The 14,316-nt window shown below is 57.3% G+C and carries 27 protein-coding genes; 19 read left to right on the forward strand and 8 right to left on the reverse strand.

Going from position 1 to position 14,316, the window contains the following annotated elements; translation table 11 throughout:
* Positions 1-369 precede the first annotated feature (369 nt).
* Positions 370-630 (reverse strand): hypothetical protein, encoded by a 261-nt coding sequence (locus AACY36_RS07950; RefSeq protein WP_339418978.1) that lies wholly within the window; start codon positions 628-630, stop codon positions 370-372.
* A 699-nt stretch (positions 631-1,329) separates the two neighbouring features.
* Entirely contained in the window at positions 1,330-1,581 is a 252-nt protein-coding gene (locus tag AACY36_RS07955; RefSeq protein WP_339496898.1) for a DUF1654 domain-containing protein, read from the reverse strand.
* Positions 1,582-1,871: 290 nt separating this feature from the next.
* Here AACY36_RS07955 and AACY36_RS07960 point away from each other — a divergent pair, with 290 nt between their 5' ends.
* The gene (locus tag AACY36_RS07960) at positions 1,872-2,129 is read left to right on the forward strand and encodes a hypothetical protein (protein WP_339496900.1); all 258 of its coding nucleotides are present in this window, start codon (positions 1,872-1,874) and stop codon (positions 2,127-2,129) included.
* 74 nt (positions 2,130-2,203) lie between these two features.
* Here the strand turns inward: AACY36_RS07960 and AACY36_RS07965 are convergent, their stop codons facing one another.
* The 6 genes from AACY36_RS07965 to AACY36_RS07990 all read right to left on the reverse strand — a co-directional run bounded on the left by AACY36_RS07965 (position 2,204) and on the right by AACY36_RS07990 (position 5,704).
* Positions 2,204-2,422, reverse strand: a complete 219-nt coding sequence (locus tag AACY36_RS07965; RefSeq protein WP_339496901.1) for a hypothetical protein — start codon at positions 2,420-2,422, stop codon at positions 2,204-2,206.
* 569 nt (positions 2,423-2,991) lie between these two features.
* The gene (locus AACY36_RS07970) at positions 2,992-3,318 is read right to left on the reverse strand and encodes a DUF2388 domain-containing protein (protein WP_339496903.1); all 327 of its coding nucleotides are present in this window, start codon (positions 3,316-3,318) and stop codon (positions 2,992-2,994) included.
* 104 nt (positions 3,319-3,422) lie between these two features.
* Complete coding sequence (locus AACY36_RS07975) at positions 3,423-4,292, reverse strand: DUF7946 domain-containing protein (protein ID WP_339496904.1); 870 nt, start codon at positions 4,290-4,292, stop codon at positions 3,423-3,425.
* A 107-nt stretch (positions 4,293-4,399) separates the two neighbouring features.
* A complete protein-coding gene (locus tag AACY36_RS07980; protein WP_339496905.1) occupies positions 4,400-4,621 on the reverse strand; it encodes a hypothetical protein in 222 nt (73 codons plus the stop codon).
* A 22-nt stretch (positions 4,622-4,643) separates the two neighbouring features.
* Positions 4,644-4,952 carry a hypothetical protein gene (locus tag AACY36_RS07985; protein ID WP_339496906.1) on the reverse strand — a complete coding sequence of 103 codons (309 nt, stop codon included), beginning with the start codon at positions 4,950-4,952 and terminating at the stop codon, positions 4,644-4,646.
* Between the two features lie 92 nt (positions 4,953-5,044).
* Positions 5,045-5,704 (reverse strand): LexA family protein, encoded by a 660-nt coding sequence (locus AACY36_RS07990; protein ID WP_106578009.1) that lies wholly within the window; start codon positions 5,702-5,704, stop codon positions 5,045-5,047.
* 109 nt (positions 5,705-5,813) lie between these two features.
* On the opposite strand from AACY36_RS07990, the gene AACY36_RS07995 reads away from it, so the two are divergent.
* From AACY36_RS07995 to AACY36_RS08080, 18 genes are all read left to right on the forward strand, one after another.
* Positions 5,814-5,993, forward strand: coding sequence for a Cro/CI family transcriptional regulator (locus AACY36_RS07995; protein WP_099547985.1), 180 nt, complete (start codon positions 5,814-5,816; stop codon positions 5,991-5,993).
* 50 nt (positions 5,994-6,043) lie between these two features.
* Positions 6,044-6,658: a hypothetical protein gene (locus tag AACY36_RS08000; protein WP_339496907.1), complete on the forward strand. Its 615-nt coding sequence runs from the start codon at positions 6,044-6,046 to the stop codon at positions 6,656-6,658.
* A 65-nt stretch (positions 6,659-6,723) separates the two neighbouring features.
* Entirely contained in the window at positions 6,724-7,581 is an 858-nt protein-coding gene (locus AACY36_RS08005) for a replication protein (protein ID WP_339496909.1), read from the forward strand.
* Positions 7,571-8,377: an ATP-binding protein gene (locus AACY36_RS08010; protein WP_339419002.1), complete on the forward strand. Its 807-nt coding sequence runs from the start codon at positions 7,571-7,573 to the stop codon at positions 8,375-8,377. Before AACY36_RS08005 ends, AACY36_RS08010 begins: the two co-directional genes overlap by 11 nt.
* Before the next feature lies 1 nt (position 8,378).
* Positions 8,379-8,651, forward strand: a complete 273-nt coding sequence (locus AACY36_RS08015; RefSeq protein WP_339496910.1) for a hypothetical protein — start codon at positions 8,379-8,381, stop codon at positions 8,649-8,651.
* Positions 8,648-8,884 carry a hypothetical protein gene (locus tag AACY36_RS08020; protein WP_339496912.1) on the forward strand — a complete coding sequence of 79 codons (237 nt, stop codon included), beginning with the start codon at positions 8,648-8,650 and terminating at the stop codon, positions 8,882-8,884. The genes AACY36_RS08015 and AACY36_RS08020 overlap by 4 nt, the downstream gene beginning before the upstream one ends.
* Positions 8,877-9,353, forward strand: a complete 477-nt coding sequence (locus tag AACY36_RS08025; protein WP_339496913.1) for a hypothetical protein — start codon at positions 8,877-8,879, stop codon at positions 9,351-9,353. Before AACY36_RS08020 ends, AACY36_RS08025 begins: the two co-directional genes overlap by 8 nt.
* Entirely contained in the window at positions 9,346-9,549 is a 204-nt protein-coding gene (locus AACY36_RS08030) for a hypothetical protein (RefSeq protein ID WP_339437058.1), read from the forward strand. The genes AACY36_RS08025 and AACY36_RS08030 overlap by 8 nt, the downstream gene beginning before the upstream one ends.
* Positions 9,542-10,012, forward strand: a complete 471-nt coding sequence (locus tag AACY36_RS08035) for a hypothetical protein (RefSeq protein WP_339496914.1) — start codon at positions 9,542-9,544, stop codon at positions 10,010-10,012. Before AACY36_RS08030 ends, AACY36_RS08035 begins: the two co-directional genes overlap by 8 nt.
* Positions 10,009-10,287, forward strand: coding sequence for a hypothetical protein (locus AACY36_RS08040; protein ID WP_339419013.1), 279 nt, complete (start codon positions 10,009-10,011; stop codon positions 10,285-10,287). Before AACY36_RS08035 ends, AACY36_RS08040 begins: the two co-directional genes overlap by 4 nt.
* Positions 10,284-10,880, forward strand: a complete 597-nt coding sequence (locus AACY36_RS08045) for a recombination protein NinG (protein ID WP_339496915.1) — start codon at positions 10,284-10,286, stop codon at positions 10,878-10,880. Before AACY36_RS08040 ends, AACY36_RS08045 begins: the two co-directional genes overlap by 4 nt.
* Positions 10,877-11,422, forward strand: coding sequence for a hypothetical protein (locus tag AACY36_RS08050; RefSeq protein WP_339496916.1), 546 nt, complete (start codon positions 10,877-10,879; stop codon positions 11,420-11,422). Before AACY36_RS08045 ends, AACY36_RS08050 begins: the two co-directional genes overlap by 4 nt.
* Before the next feature lie 138 nt (positions 11,423-11,560).
* A complete protein-coding gene (locus tag AACY36_RS08055; protein ID WP_339496917.1) occupies positions 11,561-11,860 on the forward strand; it encodes a hypothetical protein in 300 nt (99 codons plus the stop codon).
* 199 nt (positions 11,861-12,059) lie between these two features.
* Positions 12,060-12,902 (forward strand): hypothetical protein, encoded by an 843-nt coding sequence (locus AACY36_RS08060; protein ID WP_339496918.1) that lies wholly within the window; start codon positions 12,060-12,062, stop codon positions 12,900-12,902.
* Positions 12,903-13,021: 119 nt separating this feature from the next.
* Complete coding sequence (locus AACY36_RS08065; protein WP_003218335.1) at positions 13,022-13,360, forward strand: hypothetical protein; 339 nt, start codon at positions 13,022-13,024, stop codon at positions 13,358-13,360.
* Positions 13,357-13,701 (forward strand): hypothetical protein, encoded by a 345-nt coding sequence (locus AACY36_RS08070; protein ID WP_099547976.1) that lies wholly within the window; start codon positions 13,357-13,359, stop codon positions 13,699-13,701. Before AACY36_RS08065 ends, AACY36_RS08070 begins: the two co-directional genes overlap by 4 nt.
* 56 nt (positions 13,702-13,757) lie before the next feature.
* Complete coding sequence (locus AACY36_RS08075; RefSeq protein ID WP_339497002.1) at positions 13,758-14,201, forward strand: crAss001_48 related protein; 444 nt, start codon at positions 13,758-13,760, stop codon at positions 14,199-14,201.
* Positions 14,113-14,304, forward strand: coding sequence for a hypothetical protein (locus tag AACY36_RS08080; protein ID WP_339496995.1), 192 nt, complete (start codon positions 14,113-14,115; stop codon positions 14,302-14,304). The genes AACY36_RS08075 and AACY36_RS08080 overlap by 89 nt, the downstream gene beginning before the upstream one ends.
* The last annotated feature ends 12 nt before the right edge of the window (positions 14,305-14,316 follow it).

Raw genomic sequence — 14,316 nt, forward strand, 5'->3', positions numbered from 1 at the left:
GGAAGGCAGTGGCCACCTATTGAATGGGTGATGCAGATGGCCGGAGCTGATCCCGGCACGACTATTAGCGGCCTTAGTGACACCGGAGTTTCACCGGGGCGAAGGTTTCAGCCGCTTATTCTTGGACTCGCCGTGGCCATCTGGGCGCTTACTCACTTTACCGGCCACGATTCCCGCGATCCCTCAGGTCTTACACTTGCCCACCAGCCTGGGCATTCATCTGCATCGGACTGCTCTCAGGCTTCCGGTGGAGGTTCTTGAACAATCTCAAGCCTGCCGTGAAAGGTGGAGAGCAGTCCGATGCAGCCTGGTGCTGGGGAGTACCAGGGCGTCGGGCAGTTAACGACAGGCTGTCGTGGCGCTGGTTGTTCAGCCGATGATGATCGGATCTGAAATGAAATCGTTGAGTGCCTTCTGCTGAGCGTCATCACTATCGAGGAAGCGAATCAGGTACGGCATCACCGTATCGACTTTACCGTCAGGGAATTCGACGATCCCTACCGTGTAATTACCTGGGCCGCTTTCAAACTCCTCGTAGCCAGAACCCCAGCCGTGAAACTTGCCTTCGCGATCATCATCAAGCCCTTCGAGTCGCCGCCCGAGGGAGTCATGAATCGTCTTCATCGTCATTACTGGTCGCATCGTCTTGCCCTCGGTTGTTTTCCCGCTGCCCACCGCACTGGATGGGCATCAGTGAAAAGGTCCGTCATGCGGCAGCCTTGCAGTCAGCCGCCGTCATTCGATGGCCGTCTGCGCACTCAACAACACGAACGCCACTGGTTAATCCACGCTCAGCGTTGAGCCTGTTCGCCTCTCGAATGCAGGCGGCCAGGCTCTCGTCCGCAAATACCTGCAGCTCACCACGCCCTGTGATGTGAATTACTTTGTTCATCGTCTTGCCCTCGGTTGTCATCCCAAGCAGCCCTCGCAAGAAGGCTGCTCAGTGATGCTTTCCGCCGTGACCCGCTACTGGCGTCGGTCACCGGCTTGAATCTAATGTCACTCCAGCCGCGGGCCTTTCGGCTTGTTCTCCCGCTGGATAACTGTTCTTGGCGCTTTACGCTGCACGCCCGGGTCAGTTGCCAACCCTCTGAACCGTTTAGGCCGGTTCATCGCTGCCTTTGAATCTGGGCCGGTGGTGATCCGGCAAGGGTGAAGCTGTGCGACTAAAGAGCGGTTCAGGCCGTGAGGCCCTGGCGAGTCCCTGTTGGGTGACTCGATGGAGTGGATTTAAGCAAGCTGAAATTAAAGTGTCAAGCATGCTGAATAAATAAATTCAGATTGCTGAAATTAACGGGCAATTAAAAGCCCGCTCACTGGCGGGCTCATTTAGGAATCGCAGTATTCGCGCCAGCCGATCCTGACGGCGCCGTCATGCAAATGCTCAATCTTGATCCCGGCGGTGTCGCCGATATCCTGGATGACCTGGTGCCAGGCTTCAGGGCTTTCATCGTCGCGCCTGGATACTTCCACCAACTGAATCCTCTGGACCCGAGGAGAGGCGATCAAGCCTTGCAGGCGGCGGCCAACAAGCTCGTAGGAGTTTCGTGGTTTTGATGTGGGGTAGGCTGTCTGGATCATGCTCCGCTCCTTCCGAGTACTGTATGTGTGTACAGTATTTGGGCTGGTATATATTGGCAAGAGGGGAGCAAGAAGTTTCATGCATAAATGCATATTTTTGTCGGCGGAGAGTTTGGGGGGCAGGGTCGCCCCAGGCAAATCGCAGGCTTAGAGAAGCTTGCTCACTGACTGGCCTGGATAGAAAGCCAGTAGCGACCTAAGTGGGATCGTAGTACGGTCCGCCTTCAACAAGTCGCCCGGTCCGTCGCTTGGAAGACCACCGATCGGGACACTCATGGCATGGAGGTCAAATGGACGTTGCTCGACAGATCAAGAAAGAAGAATTGGATGCAGCCCTGGTAGCGTTTGCCCGCTACAAAATCGGAGAGATAAAAATCTTCGACCTGGAGCAGGCAATGAGCTTTGAAGTAGGCGAGGCCCTATCCAGAAGCGGGCTGGTCAGGTTTTCAATTGCGAAGATGGGGTCCGGTCGTTATCGCATCAGCGATGAAGGGGAGAATGCGATCACAGATGCAGGCCGGGATCGCCTCGAGGTGATCCGAGGGTGACGTAGATTTTTGGCGATCGATAGGCAGCAAAAGCCCACTCAATGAGTGGGCTATGAATCAGATCGGGTAGGGCGTCAGTCCGGCCCTTGGGCCTTCAGCTTGGCCAAGCCTTGCTTGATGTGCCCAGCGTTCTCGCCAATCGTCTCCAGCGCTCCACGCACGTTGCTGCCAACCACGGTCTTGCCTTGGCTTTCGGCGAACAAGTTCAGTTCCATAAGTGCAGCCTCCAGGGCGAGTTGGTTATCGTAGAGACGTTCGAGAGTGTCAGGGAGCGAGTATTCGGGGGATGGCATTGCTTGGTCTCCCGTAGAGGGAATGGAAAGCATAGCCGTGGGCAAAAAAATGGCCCGCTTATCTGCGGGCCTAAAGGGAATTCTTCAAAGGAGTAGGTCGACCTTACCCCTCGTTCTGTAAATGCCAGGTGAAAAGGATGTCGCAAAAGCAGAAAGCCCTTAATTGGATGTCTCCCGTAATTGAGCTCGCACTCTGCCATTCATGGCGTACAGCCACCATTGGTCGCCATAGTGCAATCATACTGAATGCGCCCCCTGGAACCTGATACATACTCTCGTATCTCACCATTAGGGGCCCTCAATGAGAGAGGCGCAGCGAAGACTGGCTATGACAGCTTGGAGAGACCTGTTTGCACTTGCCGGAAGTCAGGTGGACGCAGAGGTTAAGTATTTTGGATTGCTGCGGCGCGCTGACGCGATGGAGCTTGCCGAGCTCATCACCCGCGACGAATGGGTAAGACTTGTAAAGGAGGCGGGAACATTACTTGCCAGTACCGCCGAGTGCATGGGCGGACCAGGGTAGGGCAGATACGAGCAGCCCGCCGCGGGGCACGACTAGGAAGTCGCTTTCACCGGGAAGTTGCTATAGCCTGGGCCAACTGCATATCTGACATCAGTGGAGAGCTGTAATTGGTGCGGTAGTACCTGGACGCCTGCTCAAACTCCGCGCCGCGAATCTCGCCGCCTGAACCAATGAAGGCCAGGGCGTCGGTCTTAGCTGACTTGAAAACCTTTGGCGGCTCGGTCGTGAGAGATGTGGTCGCACCAATCAAAATGGTTGGTGCGGAAATTGTGAGAAATATCGCGGCAGCGATAGGGTTGGCGCCATCACCTGATACGGCCTGCGTGCTGACCGATGCCAGCAGGGCGATCGCCAGTGTCTTCCATGAGTCCATTCTTCGATGCTTCCATTGCGTCCAGAGAGCGCCACAATAGCAGTGCAGGGCACTATCCAAAAATAAGAAGCCCGGCGCTTGGCTGGGCCCTCGATTGTTCGGAATCAAGTTTCTGTAATGAATAGCCTGTGCAGCTCCCCGTCCTTGAAGACCGGACGCGCACGCACCTTGAGGCTCGCGTGACTGCCCATAGCTTGTGTGTATGCGTTATTTGGAAAGGACAAGGCGACGTCAGTGATTTTGCCATGAACAGATCCTGAAAAACCTTCGATCTGGACGCGGCACACCCCTGTATCAACGCTAAGGGCGTAAATCCGAGAAATAACATAGTCGCCCGGATCGCCAACAGAAACTTCGCCATTTGATCGAATGGCTAGGGCCTCCGGCTCAGTAATCTCAACTGGATGATCGGAGTCCGCAAATTGCGTGATTTGATCGCAAGACTTACCAATTGGTGCCAAGGCATTCCGCATGGGAGACCTTGCTGCCTCAACCAATAACGGGAGCGTCGCGAGCAATTTCTCAGTCAGCCTTTCAGAGGAGAGATGGGCATTATCGTTTGCCTTGATCAACCCGTTCGCCATCACGTGATTGAGGTCTGAAGACTGCTTAGCTTGCTCCCTTATGACCTCTACCAGCTCTTTCACGTCCGAGTTTCCCGATAGTGCTTTCTTGACATAGGCCAGAACCTGAGCGGTTAACCAGTCGAATGCCTTTTTATAGACATCCGCAAAAGCAGGCATCTGGTGAGTGATGCCTGTAAGTATAACCAGTGTTTGCTCAAAAGATCCTTCTTTAGGAGGTGCTGAGAAGCACCTTATGTCGGACTGTTGGCGTGATGCCAAAACCTCGCCATAAATGCAGTAATGGCTGATGAGTCTATATAGCCTGGATGCTCCATCCACCGACTTCGCATACTGCCCGGCTTCCAGTAAATGGCGGTTGGCGTCTAGCCCCTCGTACTTCATGTTCATGTGCCCGGTAACACCAGTCATCTCATTCCAACCGACCATTGCACATCCCTGAATTTGAAATGACTTATTCCGATTGTGTTATTTCGTTCACGTGTTTCGTCCCGCCTTCACCTCACCCTCACTCCATAGAAGTGGTTCAGCGCTATCAGCTCAACCACAGCCACGAAAACGCAGAGCACAAAGAAACCAGGGCTGAAGACTCGCTTGCGGTTGGATGAACCATCACCCAGCCAGAACGCGCCGGTGTAGCTGGTAAAGACGGCCATGAACGCCAGCCAAGCCCAGACCCCAACCTTGCTCCAGAAGCTCTGATTTCGCCACGCGGTCATTCGCTCACCCTAGGCAGCAGCGTCAGGAAAACCAGCCATACCCAGGACACTTCATGGCTCTGAGGCGATTTCTAAGAGCCCGAGTCTCGGTATATTCAGGATCCGAGGCGCCCAGCTTGGAACGCTGTGCGTATTGCAAAAAATCCTCAGCCTGCTGGCGATCTGCGGCTAGCTTGAAGGTGCGACATTGCTCTATACGCTCAGCTTCCGTAACAGGCATCGGTACTGCGTCGATCTGTTTTTCGTACTCAGTTTTTTCTTTTGGCGTGCTGTAGCAGCCGGAGACAAAAAGCTGCGCGATGACCAGAATCGCTATCCGAAAGACATTCATAACCACATTCCTTTGTGAATGCGAGCGCTAGCCAGCTCGCGATATCTCGATTTTCCAGCAATCCAGGCGATTAGGCATGGCGAGGATGCTGATCAGTAAAACTTCTGCAGCGCCTGCACAACTACGCCAACGATCCGGCAATTTTCGTCGACGGCCTCGATTGGGTAGCTCGGGTTAAGCGGTTTTAGGAACAATCGACCGCCGTCGCTGACCAGCTTCTTGAATGTCGCTTCGTTGCTGTCCGGCAGCTTGGCCACCACCAGCTTACCTGGTGCAACTTCAGCCTCAGTGTCTACCAGGATCAGCGTGCCTTCGGTAATGCTCTGGCCGGCAGGCGCTGTCATCGAGTCACCTTTGACCGTCAGCCAGAACGCCGGGCCTTTGGAGTCGTACTCCGAAAACTCGTAGGTGTCTGAAAAGCCAGTCGGGTAGGGCTCAACAGCCTCGGACCAGGCGCCGGCAGCAACCCAGCTGATTACCGGGTAGCGAAACTTCTGCTCCTGCATATTTGCATCTGCCAAATTTCCAGTCTCACCGCTTTTTCGCTCTGGCCCTCGACCAACTCCAAGCCATTCAGCTTCAAAGCCGGTGGCATCCGCCAAGGCGTATAGATTCTCTGGCCGGAGGCTTTTGCTCTCACCAGTGATCCATTGAGTGACGGCAGAGTTTGCAACACCACATAGCGCTGCAATCTCGCCCTTCTTTTTCCCGCTGAGCTGTATGGCTCGGGCAATACGTTCGTGTCTTTCCATGGACTCAATATTAAGTTAACTGAATTTAAGCATGCAGTAGGCAGAAAACGCCGTTGACTCGATAACTTAAGCATGCTGAAATTGCGTCAGAGTCGAACGAGGATGCGCAATGAATACGCATGAAGTCGCCGAATTCTTCGGCAGCAAGACAAAGCTGGCACTGGCCCTGGGCATCCGCCCGAGCGCAGTGACCATGTGGGGGGAAACCATTCCCGAATCCCGGCAGTACCAGATTCAGGTTCTTTCCAAGGGCAAGTTCAAGGCAACAAAGAAGGCCCAGGCCGCCTGACATCCCTGTCCGCCGTTCCATTGAAGCCAGATTAGAAGAGAGCAGTGCCCATGCAAACGTCCAGTTCCAGACACACCTTACAAACCCGTGATCAGGTGCTGGTCGCCCATGCTCAAAACCAGATCGCGCGCACCAGCTTGAGCCAGGACGACTTCGCCCAGGCGCTGAGCCGCGAACTGCATCTTTCGATACCAGATCGCGCCAAGAAGAAGGAAGTGCCTGATTTTAACTCGCCAGAACTGACAGCCGAAGTCGGCGAGTTCGTGAAGGCGACCAGCCGCTGGCTCAAGCGTGTGCAGCGCTGGCTGAACGGCGATCAGGAAATGCCGTCCTGGCTGGAGGAATCGTGGGTCAACGCCCTTGAGCCTGAATTCCGCGATCACTGCCTGAATGAACTTGCCAGCCGCCACGGCTTAACCGGTGCCCGCCAGATGACCAGCGACCAATGTGCCAACAAGAGCTTTGGTGCGCTGATCCGCGCGCTGGGTGACGTCATCGACACCGGCAGCGAAGTATTTGACGACCAGGTGATGTGCGAGCAGGACCTGCCGCACTTGCCAGCGTTCGCCAAGCAGTGCCGCCAGGTTGAAGCAAAGGCGGGGGAGTTGCGCCGCAAGGCTGAGGCTTTGCTCGCCGGCAAGCCAGCACTGAAATCAATCGCCTGAATTCCAGGCACAAAAAAGCCGACGTACGAGGTCGGCTTCTTCTACAGCTGTAAGCGAGAGAAATCATGCCAAACATTTTGCCGATACACAACCCTCGGGGGTTCACCCGAATGGACAACAATTTGATGGAGTCTCTGGCGACAGTTGATCTGCCAGCAAGAGAGCTTCGCGTTGTGATGGCTATTGCCCGTCAAACGATCGGCTTCCAGGTCGAGACACGCCGCCTGACTGCTGATGACCTGGGCAAGCTGACCAACATGCGCCGCGACGTTACCTCGAAGGCGATCAGCCACTTGCTCGAGCGCAAGATCATCTACCGCGTTGGTGGTAGCCGCGGTGAGATTGGCATTTCGCCCACCCGCGAATGGTCCTTTTACGAAGAAAAGCCAGCAAATCTCACTGAGACCAAAACGTCTCACTCAGCCCAAATCGTCTCACTGAGACCTAATGCGAGTGAGACCAAAACGGCAACTTCCCTTCTTTATACAAAGAAAGAACCCCTATTAACTCTTTCTTCGAAAGAGATTAATCCGCCCCAACCAAAAACCGAGCCACCGAAGCCTGATCGCAAGGCTCCGTTCGGCATGGCCCAGTTGCTGGCCGACAACCCGCACAACGTCCCTGAGCAACTGCTCGCTGACTGGCTGACCCAGCGTAAGGCCAAGCGCGCCGCTGTGACCGCCACCGTCTGGTCAACCGTGAACACCGAGCTGGCCAAGTGCGCCGAGGCCGGGATCACCGCCGACGACGCAATCACGGAAGCGTTGAATTCTGGCTGGCAGGGTTTCAAGGCGTCCTGGGTGATCAAGCGCCTGGCGGAATCTGTACCGGTCCCGGCGCCCCAGTCTCGCCACACCGGCTTCGCTGAACGCGACTACACCGCCGGCCTGATCCAGCGGGAGGACGGTACTTATGCGCTCTGAGAAGACGGTATCCGTCTCGGACGGCGTATTGCCGATCCGCACCCAGCCAGCGGAATGCGAGAAACACGGGAAATTCGACCAGAAGGTCACTGTGATCCTGGGTCGCGAGCTGAAGGGCGGCTGCCCTGAGTGCCTGCGCGCTATTGCCATCGAGCGCGAGGAAAGCGCCAAGGCCGAGAAAGCCTACGAACTGCGCCTGTCCCTGGCCCGCAAGCTGGGGGACGCGCTGATCCCGAAACGTTTCCTGAGTCGCAGCCTGGATAACTACCAGGTCGAGCACGAAGAGCAACGCCGAGCCCTGAAGTTCTGTCGCCACTACGTCGCCACGTTCGACCAGATCCGCGAAGTAGGGCGCTGCATGGTTCTGATCGGCAAGCCCGGTACTGGCAAAACGCACCTAGGCGTAGCTATGGCGAACGAGCTGCTGCACAAAACCCCACGCACGGCCGTGTACCGCACCGTCGGGGCAGTCCTGCAGGCCATCAAGGCAACCTTTGACCGCAAGAGCGAACTATCCGAGTCGGACATCCTGTCCAGTCTGATCAATCCAGACCTGCTGGTGCTGGACGAGATCGGCGTGAGCAAGGAGCAGCCGAGCGACTTCGAGCTGACCACTCTGTTCGCAATCATCAATGGCCGGTACGAACGTGAAGCTCCGACGGTGATCATCTCGAACCTGGGCGCCGGAGAGTTGGGCCGGGCTATGGGAGACCGCTGTGTCGACCGGCTGCGGGAGGGCGGTTTGATCGTCGTTCCGTTCGAATGGGAATCGCAGCGCGGCAAGGAGGGCTTTTGACATGGCAGTTACCAGCATTCGATACAGCACCGCACAGGCCAAACCAAAACCGCAGGCTGGTGACGAGCGCTTCCTGAAGGGCCGTGGCGTCCAGCAAATCCGCCAGCAGCAGTACAGCAAGATGTACCGGGCCTACATGGTCAGCAACGGCCGTCCGGTGTGGGAATGGGTCGACAAGGGCAGCGAGAAAGATCGCACGTCTGAAGCCTGGCTCCAGGCTCGCAAGTTGGAGCGCATGGCATTGATCGCAGAAGCAGCGGAGCAGCGGACATGATCGACAAGATGCGTGAAGAGTTCGAGACCGCTGTTGCTTTGGAAGCTAAAGAGCCCGTGCTGGCGGTGTACCTGAGCCGCCGTGACGACACCTACAGCACCAGCACCCTCCATTTCGCGTGGTGGGCTTGGAAAGCCTCCCGCGCGGCGCTGCTGAAAAAGCAAGTCAAGGAGCAAGAAGAGTTCCTTGACCACCTTGCCGACTTTGAGCACGAGGACACTTTCCATGACTGACCGCACCGAACTGAAGCGGCTGGCCGAGGCTTTCCCGTCCGATCTGGATTGGGATAGCAACACCGAGCCGTTCTTCAATGGCCCATCCGGCGAATCGCTAGGCGGCGGCGCGACTGGTTTTTACTCTGTCTACGGCAAGCCATTCCGTCTTGAGGGTGAGGACTACGACTACGATGGGCCGACCTACGTAGAGGCATGTACCGCTGATTTCGCGAAGTTCATGGTTGCGGCGCGCGAAGGCATCCTGGCCCTGATCGCCGAGAACGATTCGCTTCGAACCAAGCTGATCGCCGAGCAGGATCAGCTTGAAAAGGATGCGGCGCGTTATCGGTGGCTGCGCGACAAAAGCCAGGCGATTAATCAGTTCTACCTGAGCGTGCCGCTCTGGTTTTCCGGTATCCGCTTTCGCAAGGAAGACGTGGACAGCGGCATCGACGCCGCCATGGGCAAGGGGAGCGGTCATGACTGACTTCGACCAATCCGTGCTCGCGTACTACCAAGAGCAGGGCGGAGCTACTGCCTGGATCTGTTCGGGAGCACTGAATGTTCCTCGGGAGGACGTGAGCAAAGCTCTGCAGCGCCTCAAGCGCAAAGGCGTCATGAAAAACAAAGGTCCGTTCTGGGAGTGGAAGGCACCATCGCGCCAGGAGGTCGGTTATGACTGATCGAATCAGCGTCAACTGCCGCTCCATGCTCACTGAGGCCATCACCCGCATGTCCAAGATGTTCGAGGACAAGCACTTTGTGGTGGTGAGCCTGCGCCCTGGCAAGGACCGCACCTTGGACCAGAACCGCCTTTGGTTCGCGATGTACAAGCGCATCGCCGAGATGACCCAGATTGGTGACGCCGCCGACGCCCGCCAGTACTGCAAGTTGCACATCGGCGTGCAGATCCTTTTGAACGAGGATTCCGGGTTCCAGGCTGAGTGGTACCGGGTAATGCGCCACCTCCCGTACGAAACCAAGCTGGACATGATGGGCGAGTGCCACCTGTTCGGACCGGACGGCTTCCCGGTGACCAGTCTTTTCAATCGCGCCCAGGGCATCGCCTACACCGACCGCATCGTCGCGCGCTTTGCTCCGCAGGGCGTCTACTTCTCTGACCTGCTTAGCCAGGAGGCCGCATGAGCCAGAAATTCAGCATGCGCTACATCGCTTGGCAGGCCGCCACTGGACTGCTTGACAGGGACATGTACCTGGAAGCCTGGAAAGGTATCTACCGCCTCGGCTTCGCACTAACCGCGTTCGTGATTCGACTGCTGATGCTTGTCGCTTTTCCGATATCGGTCCCGCTCCTGTGGGGAGTCCTTCGCGTTATGGAGCCGATCAACCAGAAGCGGAGAAAGGCACGTCACGACAAGATTGTGAAAGCTCACCGCCAGCGCTTGGAGGAGGCCGAATGACTATTGAGCGGAAGCAGCCCAAGCCGAAGAAGTGCCGCGTTGCTACGTGCAGGGCCTCATTCGTGCCTTCGCGCATGGGGCAGGCGGTGTGCAGCCCAGCCTGCGCCATGATCGACGCGCCCAGGCATGAGCCGAAGGCCCGTAAGGCCCTGGCCGATATCGAGCGCAAGGACATCAAGGTCCGCAAGGAGAAGCTGAAGTCCCGCGGCGACCACATGCGCGAAGCACAGCAAGCATTCAACGAGTACATCCGCGCCCGGGACCAGGCCGCCGGCCACCTCTGCATATCCAGTGGCAATCCATTGGACTGGAGCGGTAATGCAGTAGATGCCGGTCATTACCGCAGCGTCGGCTCCGCTCCGCACCTGCGCTTCGATGAGCGCAACTGCCACGCACAGAGCAAGCAGGACAACCGGTTCCTCTCCGGCAACGCGGTTGACTATCGGATCGGCCTGATTGCTCGCATCGGCCAGGAGGCGGTCGACGCCCTGGAATCTGACCAGAGCGTGCGCAAGTACACCGTGGATGAGATCAAGGCCATCAAGGCTGAGTACCGGGCAAAGACCAGAGAATTGAAGAGGGCTGCAGCATGACCTATCGCAACGTTGTTTCAGCAGTAGTTCGCGCCCTTGCGGCCGAGACCATTAGTTCCGCCGGCGGCTGCGACTTCGAGCCCAAAGTGCAGTGCGCCAAGCAGAAGGGGGAGATCGTCGGCAAGGAGGCTGCGTTTCTCCAGGACTGCTGGGTGTTCGGTCGGCTGCACAAGTCGCTATCACCGGCACATTGGCGCGCGCTGGTCGCCAAGTTCTCAACGCACACCGAGCGGAAACACGCAGCAATCGCGGAGCTGACCAAGGTTATGCGGTCTCCAGCTCCCGAGCGATTCCTTCACTGCGCTGTCGTCACCTGGGCGCTACCGAAGCTTGCGGGAGCGGACGGGAAGCGGTCTACCAACGTCCTGCCCTCCGGCTGGTATGAGATGGACAACTGGTCCAACGAGCCACACCCGATCAAGACTCAGGAGCGATGGAGACGGGATATTCGTAAGGCACTGGAGAGCAGTGTAGACCTGGCCCTAGTCGAGGCTCAGCACATCCTTGAGCAAGAAGGCCTTGTGATATCAGAAGTCGCTTGACGTACGGTGAGCCAATGAGCCATTATCCACCCATCCTGTCGTACTTGCGCATTTAGGTGATGCAAGCGACAAACAAACCCGGCCACCGCGCCGGGTTTTTTATTGCCCAAAGAAACCCACCGAAAGGAATGCCGAATGATGAAGCGAATGTCCGCTTACCTGGGCCTGGCGCTTGCCGCCTGCTTGTCCTGTTTCTCCATGTCGGCATTCGCCGAGCCGATCGCCAGCGCCTACCATGCTGCCAACCGAATCGCCTATGTCATCGGTGAGCCTCAGGGTGTCGCCATGCAGCGACTGGAACTGACCCTCGCCATGTGGCGAACGGGTAGCCAGGCCACTGATGAGAGTTTGGCCTCCAATCTGCGCGCATCCAGCAACCACTTCGTAATGGCCTCGGCTAAGCCTGCTCCCGATGGCGTTGGCTTAGTCCCCTGCTGAATACGCCTGGAAGCAACAGAAAAAGCCCGGACATAAGCGCCGGGCTTTTTTGTACCTCCGAGGAAAACCGCTACCCAAGTGGATGTTTTCCCGGATGTATTTCCCCAAGCCCTCAGAGCCTCTGACTTGTCACGCTGATGAGGGACCTATTCAGGGTCTCTGCACATGCGGGGGCTTTTCTCGTTATGAGGCACAGCAAATGTCCCGCACGATTCAATCCGCCGACTACGTGCCGGGCGTTTCCGGCTGGAAGCTAAATACCCTCACCGGTGAGTTCGAGATTAACTCTTGCACCCTCGGCAGCGCGGCCAATGCGCCCGAGCGCCAGATGGTGTCGGTCGAAGTGGCCAGCTGGAGCAAGTACGACTTGCCCAAGAACGCCGCCAACCTGCTCCAGTTCATGCAGGCCGAGCTGCAGAAGGTCCCCGAGCAGTATCGCCATGCCGCCGAATTCGAAGAGTTCGATGCGAGCTACGGCGATGAGTCGTTCAATTCCCGCCTGTTCCTGAGCTACGCCCGACTCGAAACCGAGGAAGAGCTGGCCGATCGCCTGGAGAAGGCTAAGGTTGCCGGCACACGGGTCAGCATCAAGAACGGCTTGACGACTGTAATTCACGATGGCGTTGTACGGTACAAGATCGGCAAGCTGGACCAGCCAGATCCTGAACAGCCTAAGCCCTTCAAGGTTGATGGCGACCAGGTCTACATCAGCGAGGCCGCGATCAACGATGCCACCATCCGCAAGGATTTCGTCGCCAACTGGCTGCTGCGGGTGAAGGGGTGCGCTGACGGTCACCCGTACGCCGCAGGGTTCTGTTTGGGTTATCCGTCGCAGGTTCTGGTTTTGGCTGATCGATTCGCCATTAACGGGCGTAGCGCCTCGGACATCCTTCAGGACATTGCCGTCAAGATCGGCGAGACCAAGCTTGGCCAGGATCTGAAAGAGCAGGGTGAACTGCTGGGCTCTAATCTCGCTGACCAGATCAAGGCAGTGATCCGCAAGGAACTCATGCCTGGCGGTCTGCTGCACCGCTCGCGATAACTTCCGGCTCGCCACTGTGCGGGCCTTTTCGTTTTCGGCCCCGTCACACCCATTGCTCCGAGCTGGGAGTGCTGTGTGAGCCGATTCAATTTCCAAACATGCCCCACGGAGTCGAGCGCATGGAGTATTTACAGCGCCTGCTCGACAAGATCGACAGGTTCGAATTATTGATCGCGGGCCTCGTTGGGGCTGTGATCGCCAGCTGGTGGCACAAGGACGACTTGAACGACTGGCGTGCCTGGATGATCTTTCTCATCACCGGTATGGCCTGCTCGATCTACCTCACGAGCATGGTCAGCACCTACCTCGGTGTGACCGAGCCGAAGATCGTCGCTGGCATCGGCTTCCTATTGGGAGCATTCGGCGGTTCGCTCCTGGCGGCCATCAATCGAGCCATTAAATCCGCTGACCTCTGGGCGCTCATTCGCCAGCGGTTCGGGGGAGGCAATCCACCATGAATCTTGAACTGATCAACTCCATCGCCTGCGGCCTTATCGCGCTGTGGGCAGCCTGGTGCGTACTGAGCGGGAAGGTGAGGGACGGCATTCTCGGGAAGCTGATCTACTCGGCCATCGCCATCAGTGGTTTCGTCGTTATGGCGCGTAGTCAGAACATTTTCTTCGGCCCGACCAGCGCCGGCCTGACGTTGCATGTGTCCCTGGCCCTGGCCGGAGCCCGGCATGTCTTCATGGTCACGTACTGGCAGCCGGTAAAAGCCTGGCTGTGCCGGACGCTGAACTGCGAGCACTGCATGAGCTGTGACAAGGCACCTGGTGGTGTCGAGCGCCGGGGCAAGTAATCCGCGCCACGTTTTCGAATGCGCCAAATCGTGGCGCGCAATCATGAGGAATCGGCATGTCCCAAGAATACATTGGTACCAAGCAGATCACTGGCTGGCCATTCCCGAAAGACGGGGAGGAAGGCTACAAGGTTCAGTATGAAGACGGCTACACCAGTTGGAGCCCGAAGGATGTCTTCGAGAAGGCCTACATCGGGATCGGCCAAGTTAAGCAGCTTCCGCCGCACGTCCAGCGGATGATCGGCGAGAAGGCGCAGAATGATGATCGCCTGGCCAAGCTGAGCGCCTTCATCAAAACTCCGGGCTTCCGCGAACTGAGCGCCAAGTCGCAAGAGTTACTGACGACTCAAGCCGGCGCCATGGGTGAGCTATCCGAAATTCTGGCTGAGCGTATCGCTCTCCGAGGCGTACATGAGCAACGTCACCCGCCTGCGTCACGCGTTACCGTTGGGCTCGGACATCAACGCAGCGGTAAGCGATCTCGACAAGGCCATTGCTGATGCCGTGGACGCCGCCAAGGCTGCCGGTTTGCCTCAGGGCCTGATCGTCAGCCTGCTCCACGGTCACGCCCATGCACAGACACACCAGATGGTGGCACGGTAACATCCCTATTCC

Source organism: Pseudomonas sp. EA_15y_Pfl1_P101, from assembly GCF_963970835.1.
Classification (GTDB): Bacteria; Pseudomonadota; Gammaproteobacteria; order Pseudomonadales; family Pseudomonadaceae; genus Aquipseudomonas; species Aquipseudomonas tritici.

Coding starts and splice junctions, on each gene's coding strand:
- AACY36_RS07950 (WP_339418978.1), bottom strand. CDS start 630: ATGACGATGAAGACGATTCATGACTCCCTCGGGCGGCGACTCGAAGGG.
- AACY36_RS07955 (WP_339496898.1), bottom strand. CDS start 1,581: ATGATCCAGACAGCCTACCCCACATCAAAACCACGAAACTCCTACGAG.
- AACY36_RS07960 (WP_339496900.1), top strand. CDS start 1,872: ATGGACGTTGCTCGACAGATCAAGAAAGAAGAATTGGATGCAGCCCTG.
- AACY36_RS07965 (WP_339496901.1), bottom strand. CDS start 2,422: ATGCCATCCCCCGAATACTCGCTCCCTGACACTCTCGAACGTCTCTAC.
- AACY36_RS07970 (WP_339496903.1), bottom strand. CDS start 3,318: ATGGACTCATGGAAGACACTGGCGATCGCCCTGCTGGCATCGGTCAGC.
- AACY36_RS07975 (WP_339496904.1), bottom strand. CDS start 4,292: ATGAACATGAAGTACGAGGGGCTAGACGCCAACCGCCATTTACTGGAA.
- AACY36_RS07980 (WP_339496905.1), bottom strand. CDS start 4,621: ATGACCGCGTGGCGAAATCAGAGCTTCTGGAGCAAGGTTGGGGTCTGG.
- AACY36_RS07985 (WP_339496906.1), bottom strand. CDS start 4,952: ATGAATGTCTTTCGGATAGCGATTCTGGTCATCGCGCAGCTTTTTGTC.
- AACY36_RS07990 (WP_106578009.1), bottom strand. CDS start 5,704: ATGGAAAGACACGAACGTATTGCCCGAGCCATACAGCTCAGCGGGAAA.
- AACY36_RS07995 (WP_099547985.1), top strand. CDS start 5,814: ATGAATACGCATGAAGTCGCCGAATTCTTCGGCAGCAAGACAAAGCTG.
- AACY36_RS08000 (WP_339496907.1), top strand. CDS start 6,044: ATGCAAACGTCCAGTTCCAGACACACCTTACAAACCCGTGATCAGGTG.
- AACY36_RS08005 (WP_339496909.1), top strand. CDS start 6,724: ATGCCAAACATTTTGCCGATACACAACCCTCGGGGGTTCACCCGAATG.
- AACY36_RS08010 (WP_339419002.1), top strand. CDS start 7,571: ATGCGCTCTGAGAAGACGGTATCCGTCTCGGACGGCGTATTGCCGATC.
- AACY36_RS08015 (WP_339496910.1), top strand. CDS start 8,379: ATGGCAGTTACCAGCATTCGATACAGCACCGCACAGGCCAAACCAAAA.
- AACY36_RS08020 (WP_339496912.1), top strand. CDS start 8,648: ATGATCGACAAGATGCGTGAAGAGTTCGAGACCGCTGTTGCTTTGGAA.
- AACY36_RS08025 (WP_339496913.1), top strand. CDS start 8,877: ATGACTGACCGCACCGAACTGAAGCGGCTGGCCGAGGCTTTCCCGTCC.
- AACY36_RS08030 (WP_339437058.1), top strand. CDS start 9,346: ATGACTGACTTCGACCAATCCGTGCTCGCGTACTACCAAGAGCAGGGC.
- AACY36_RS08035 (WP_339496914.1), top strand. CDS start 9,542: ATGACTGATCGAATCAGCGTCAACTGCCGCTCCATGCTCACTGAGGCC.
- AACY36_RS08040 (WP_339419013.1), top strand. CDS start 10,009: ATGAGCCAGAAATTCAGCATGCGCTACATCGCTTGGCAGGCCGCCACT.
- AACY36_RS08045 (WP_339496915.1), top strand. CDS start 10,284: ATGACTATTGAGCGGAAGCAGCCCAAGCCGAAGAAGTGCCGCGTTGCT.
- AACY36_RS08050 (WP_339496916.1), top strand. CDS start 10,877: ATGACCTATCGCAACGTTGTTTCAGCAGTAGTTCGCGCCCTTGCGGCC.
- AACY36_RS08055 (WP_339496917.1), top strand. CDS start 11,561: ATGAAGCGAATGTCCGCTTACCTGGGCCTGGCGCTTGCCGCCTGCTTG.
- AACY36_RS08060 (WP_339496918.1), top strand. CDS start 12,060: ATGTCCCGCACGATTCAATCCGCCGACTACGTGCCGGGCGTTTCCGGC.
- AACY36_RS08065 (WP_003218335.1), top strand. CDS start 13,022: ATGGAGTATTTACAGCGCCTGCTCGACAAGATCGACAGGTTCGAATTA.
- AACY36_RS08070 (WP_099547976.1), top strand. CDS start 13,357: ATGAATCTTGAACTGATCAACTCCATCGCCTGCGGCCTTATCGCGCTG.
- AACY36_RS08075 (WP_339497002.1), top strand. CDS start 13,758: ATGTCCCAAGAATACATTGGTACCAAGCAGATCACTGGCTGGCCATTC.
- AACY36_RS08080 (WP_339496995.1), top strand. CDS start 14,113: ATGAGCAACGTCACCCGCCTGCGTCACGCGTTACCGTTGGGCTCGGAC.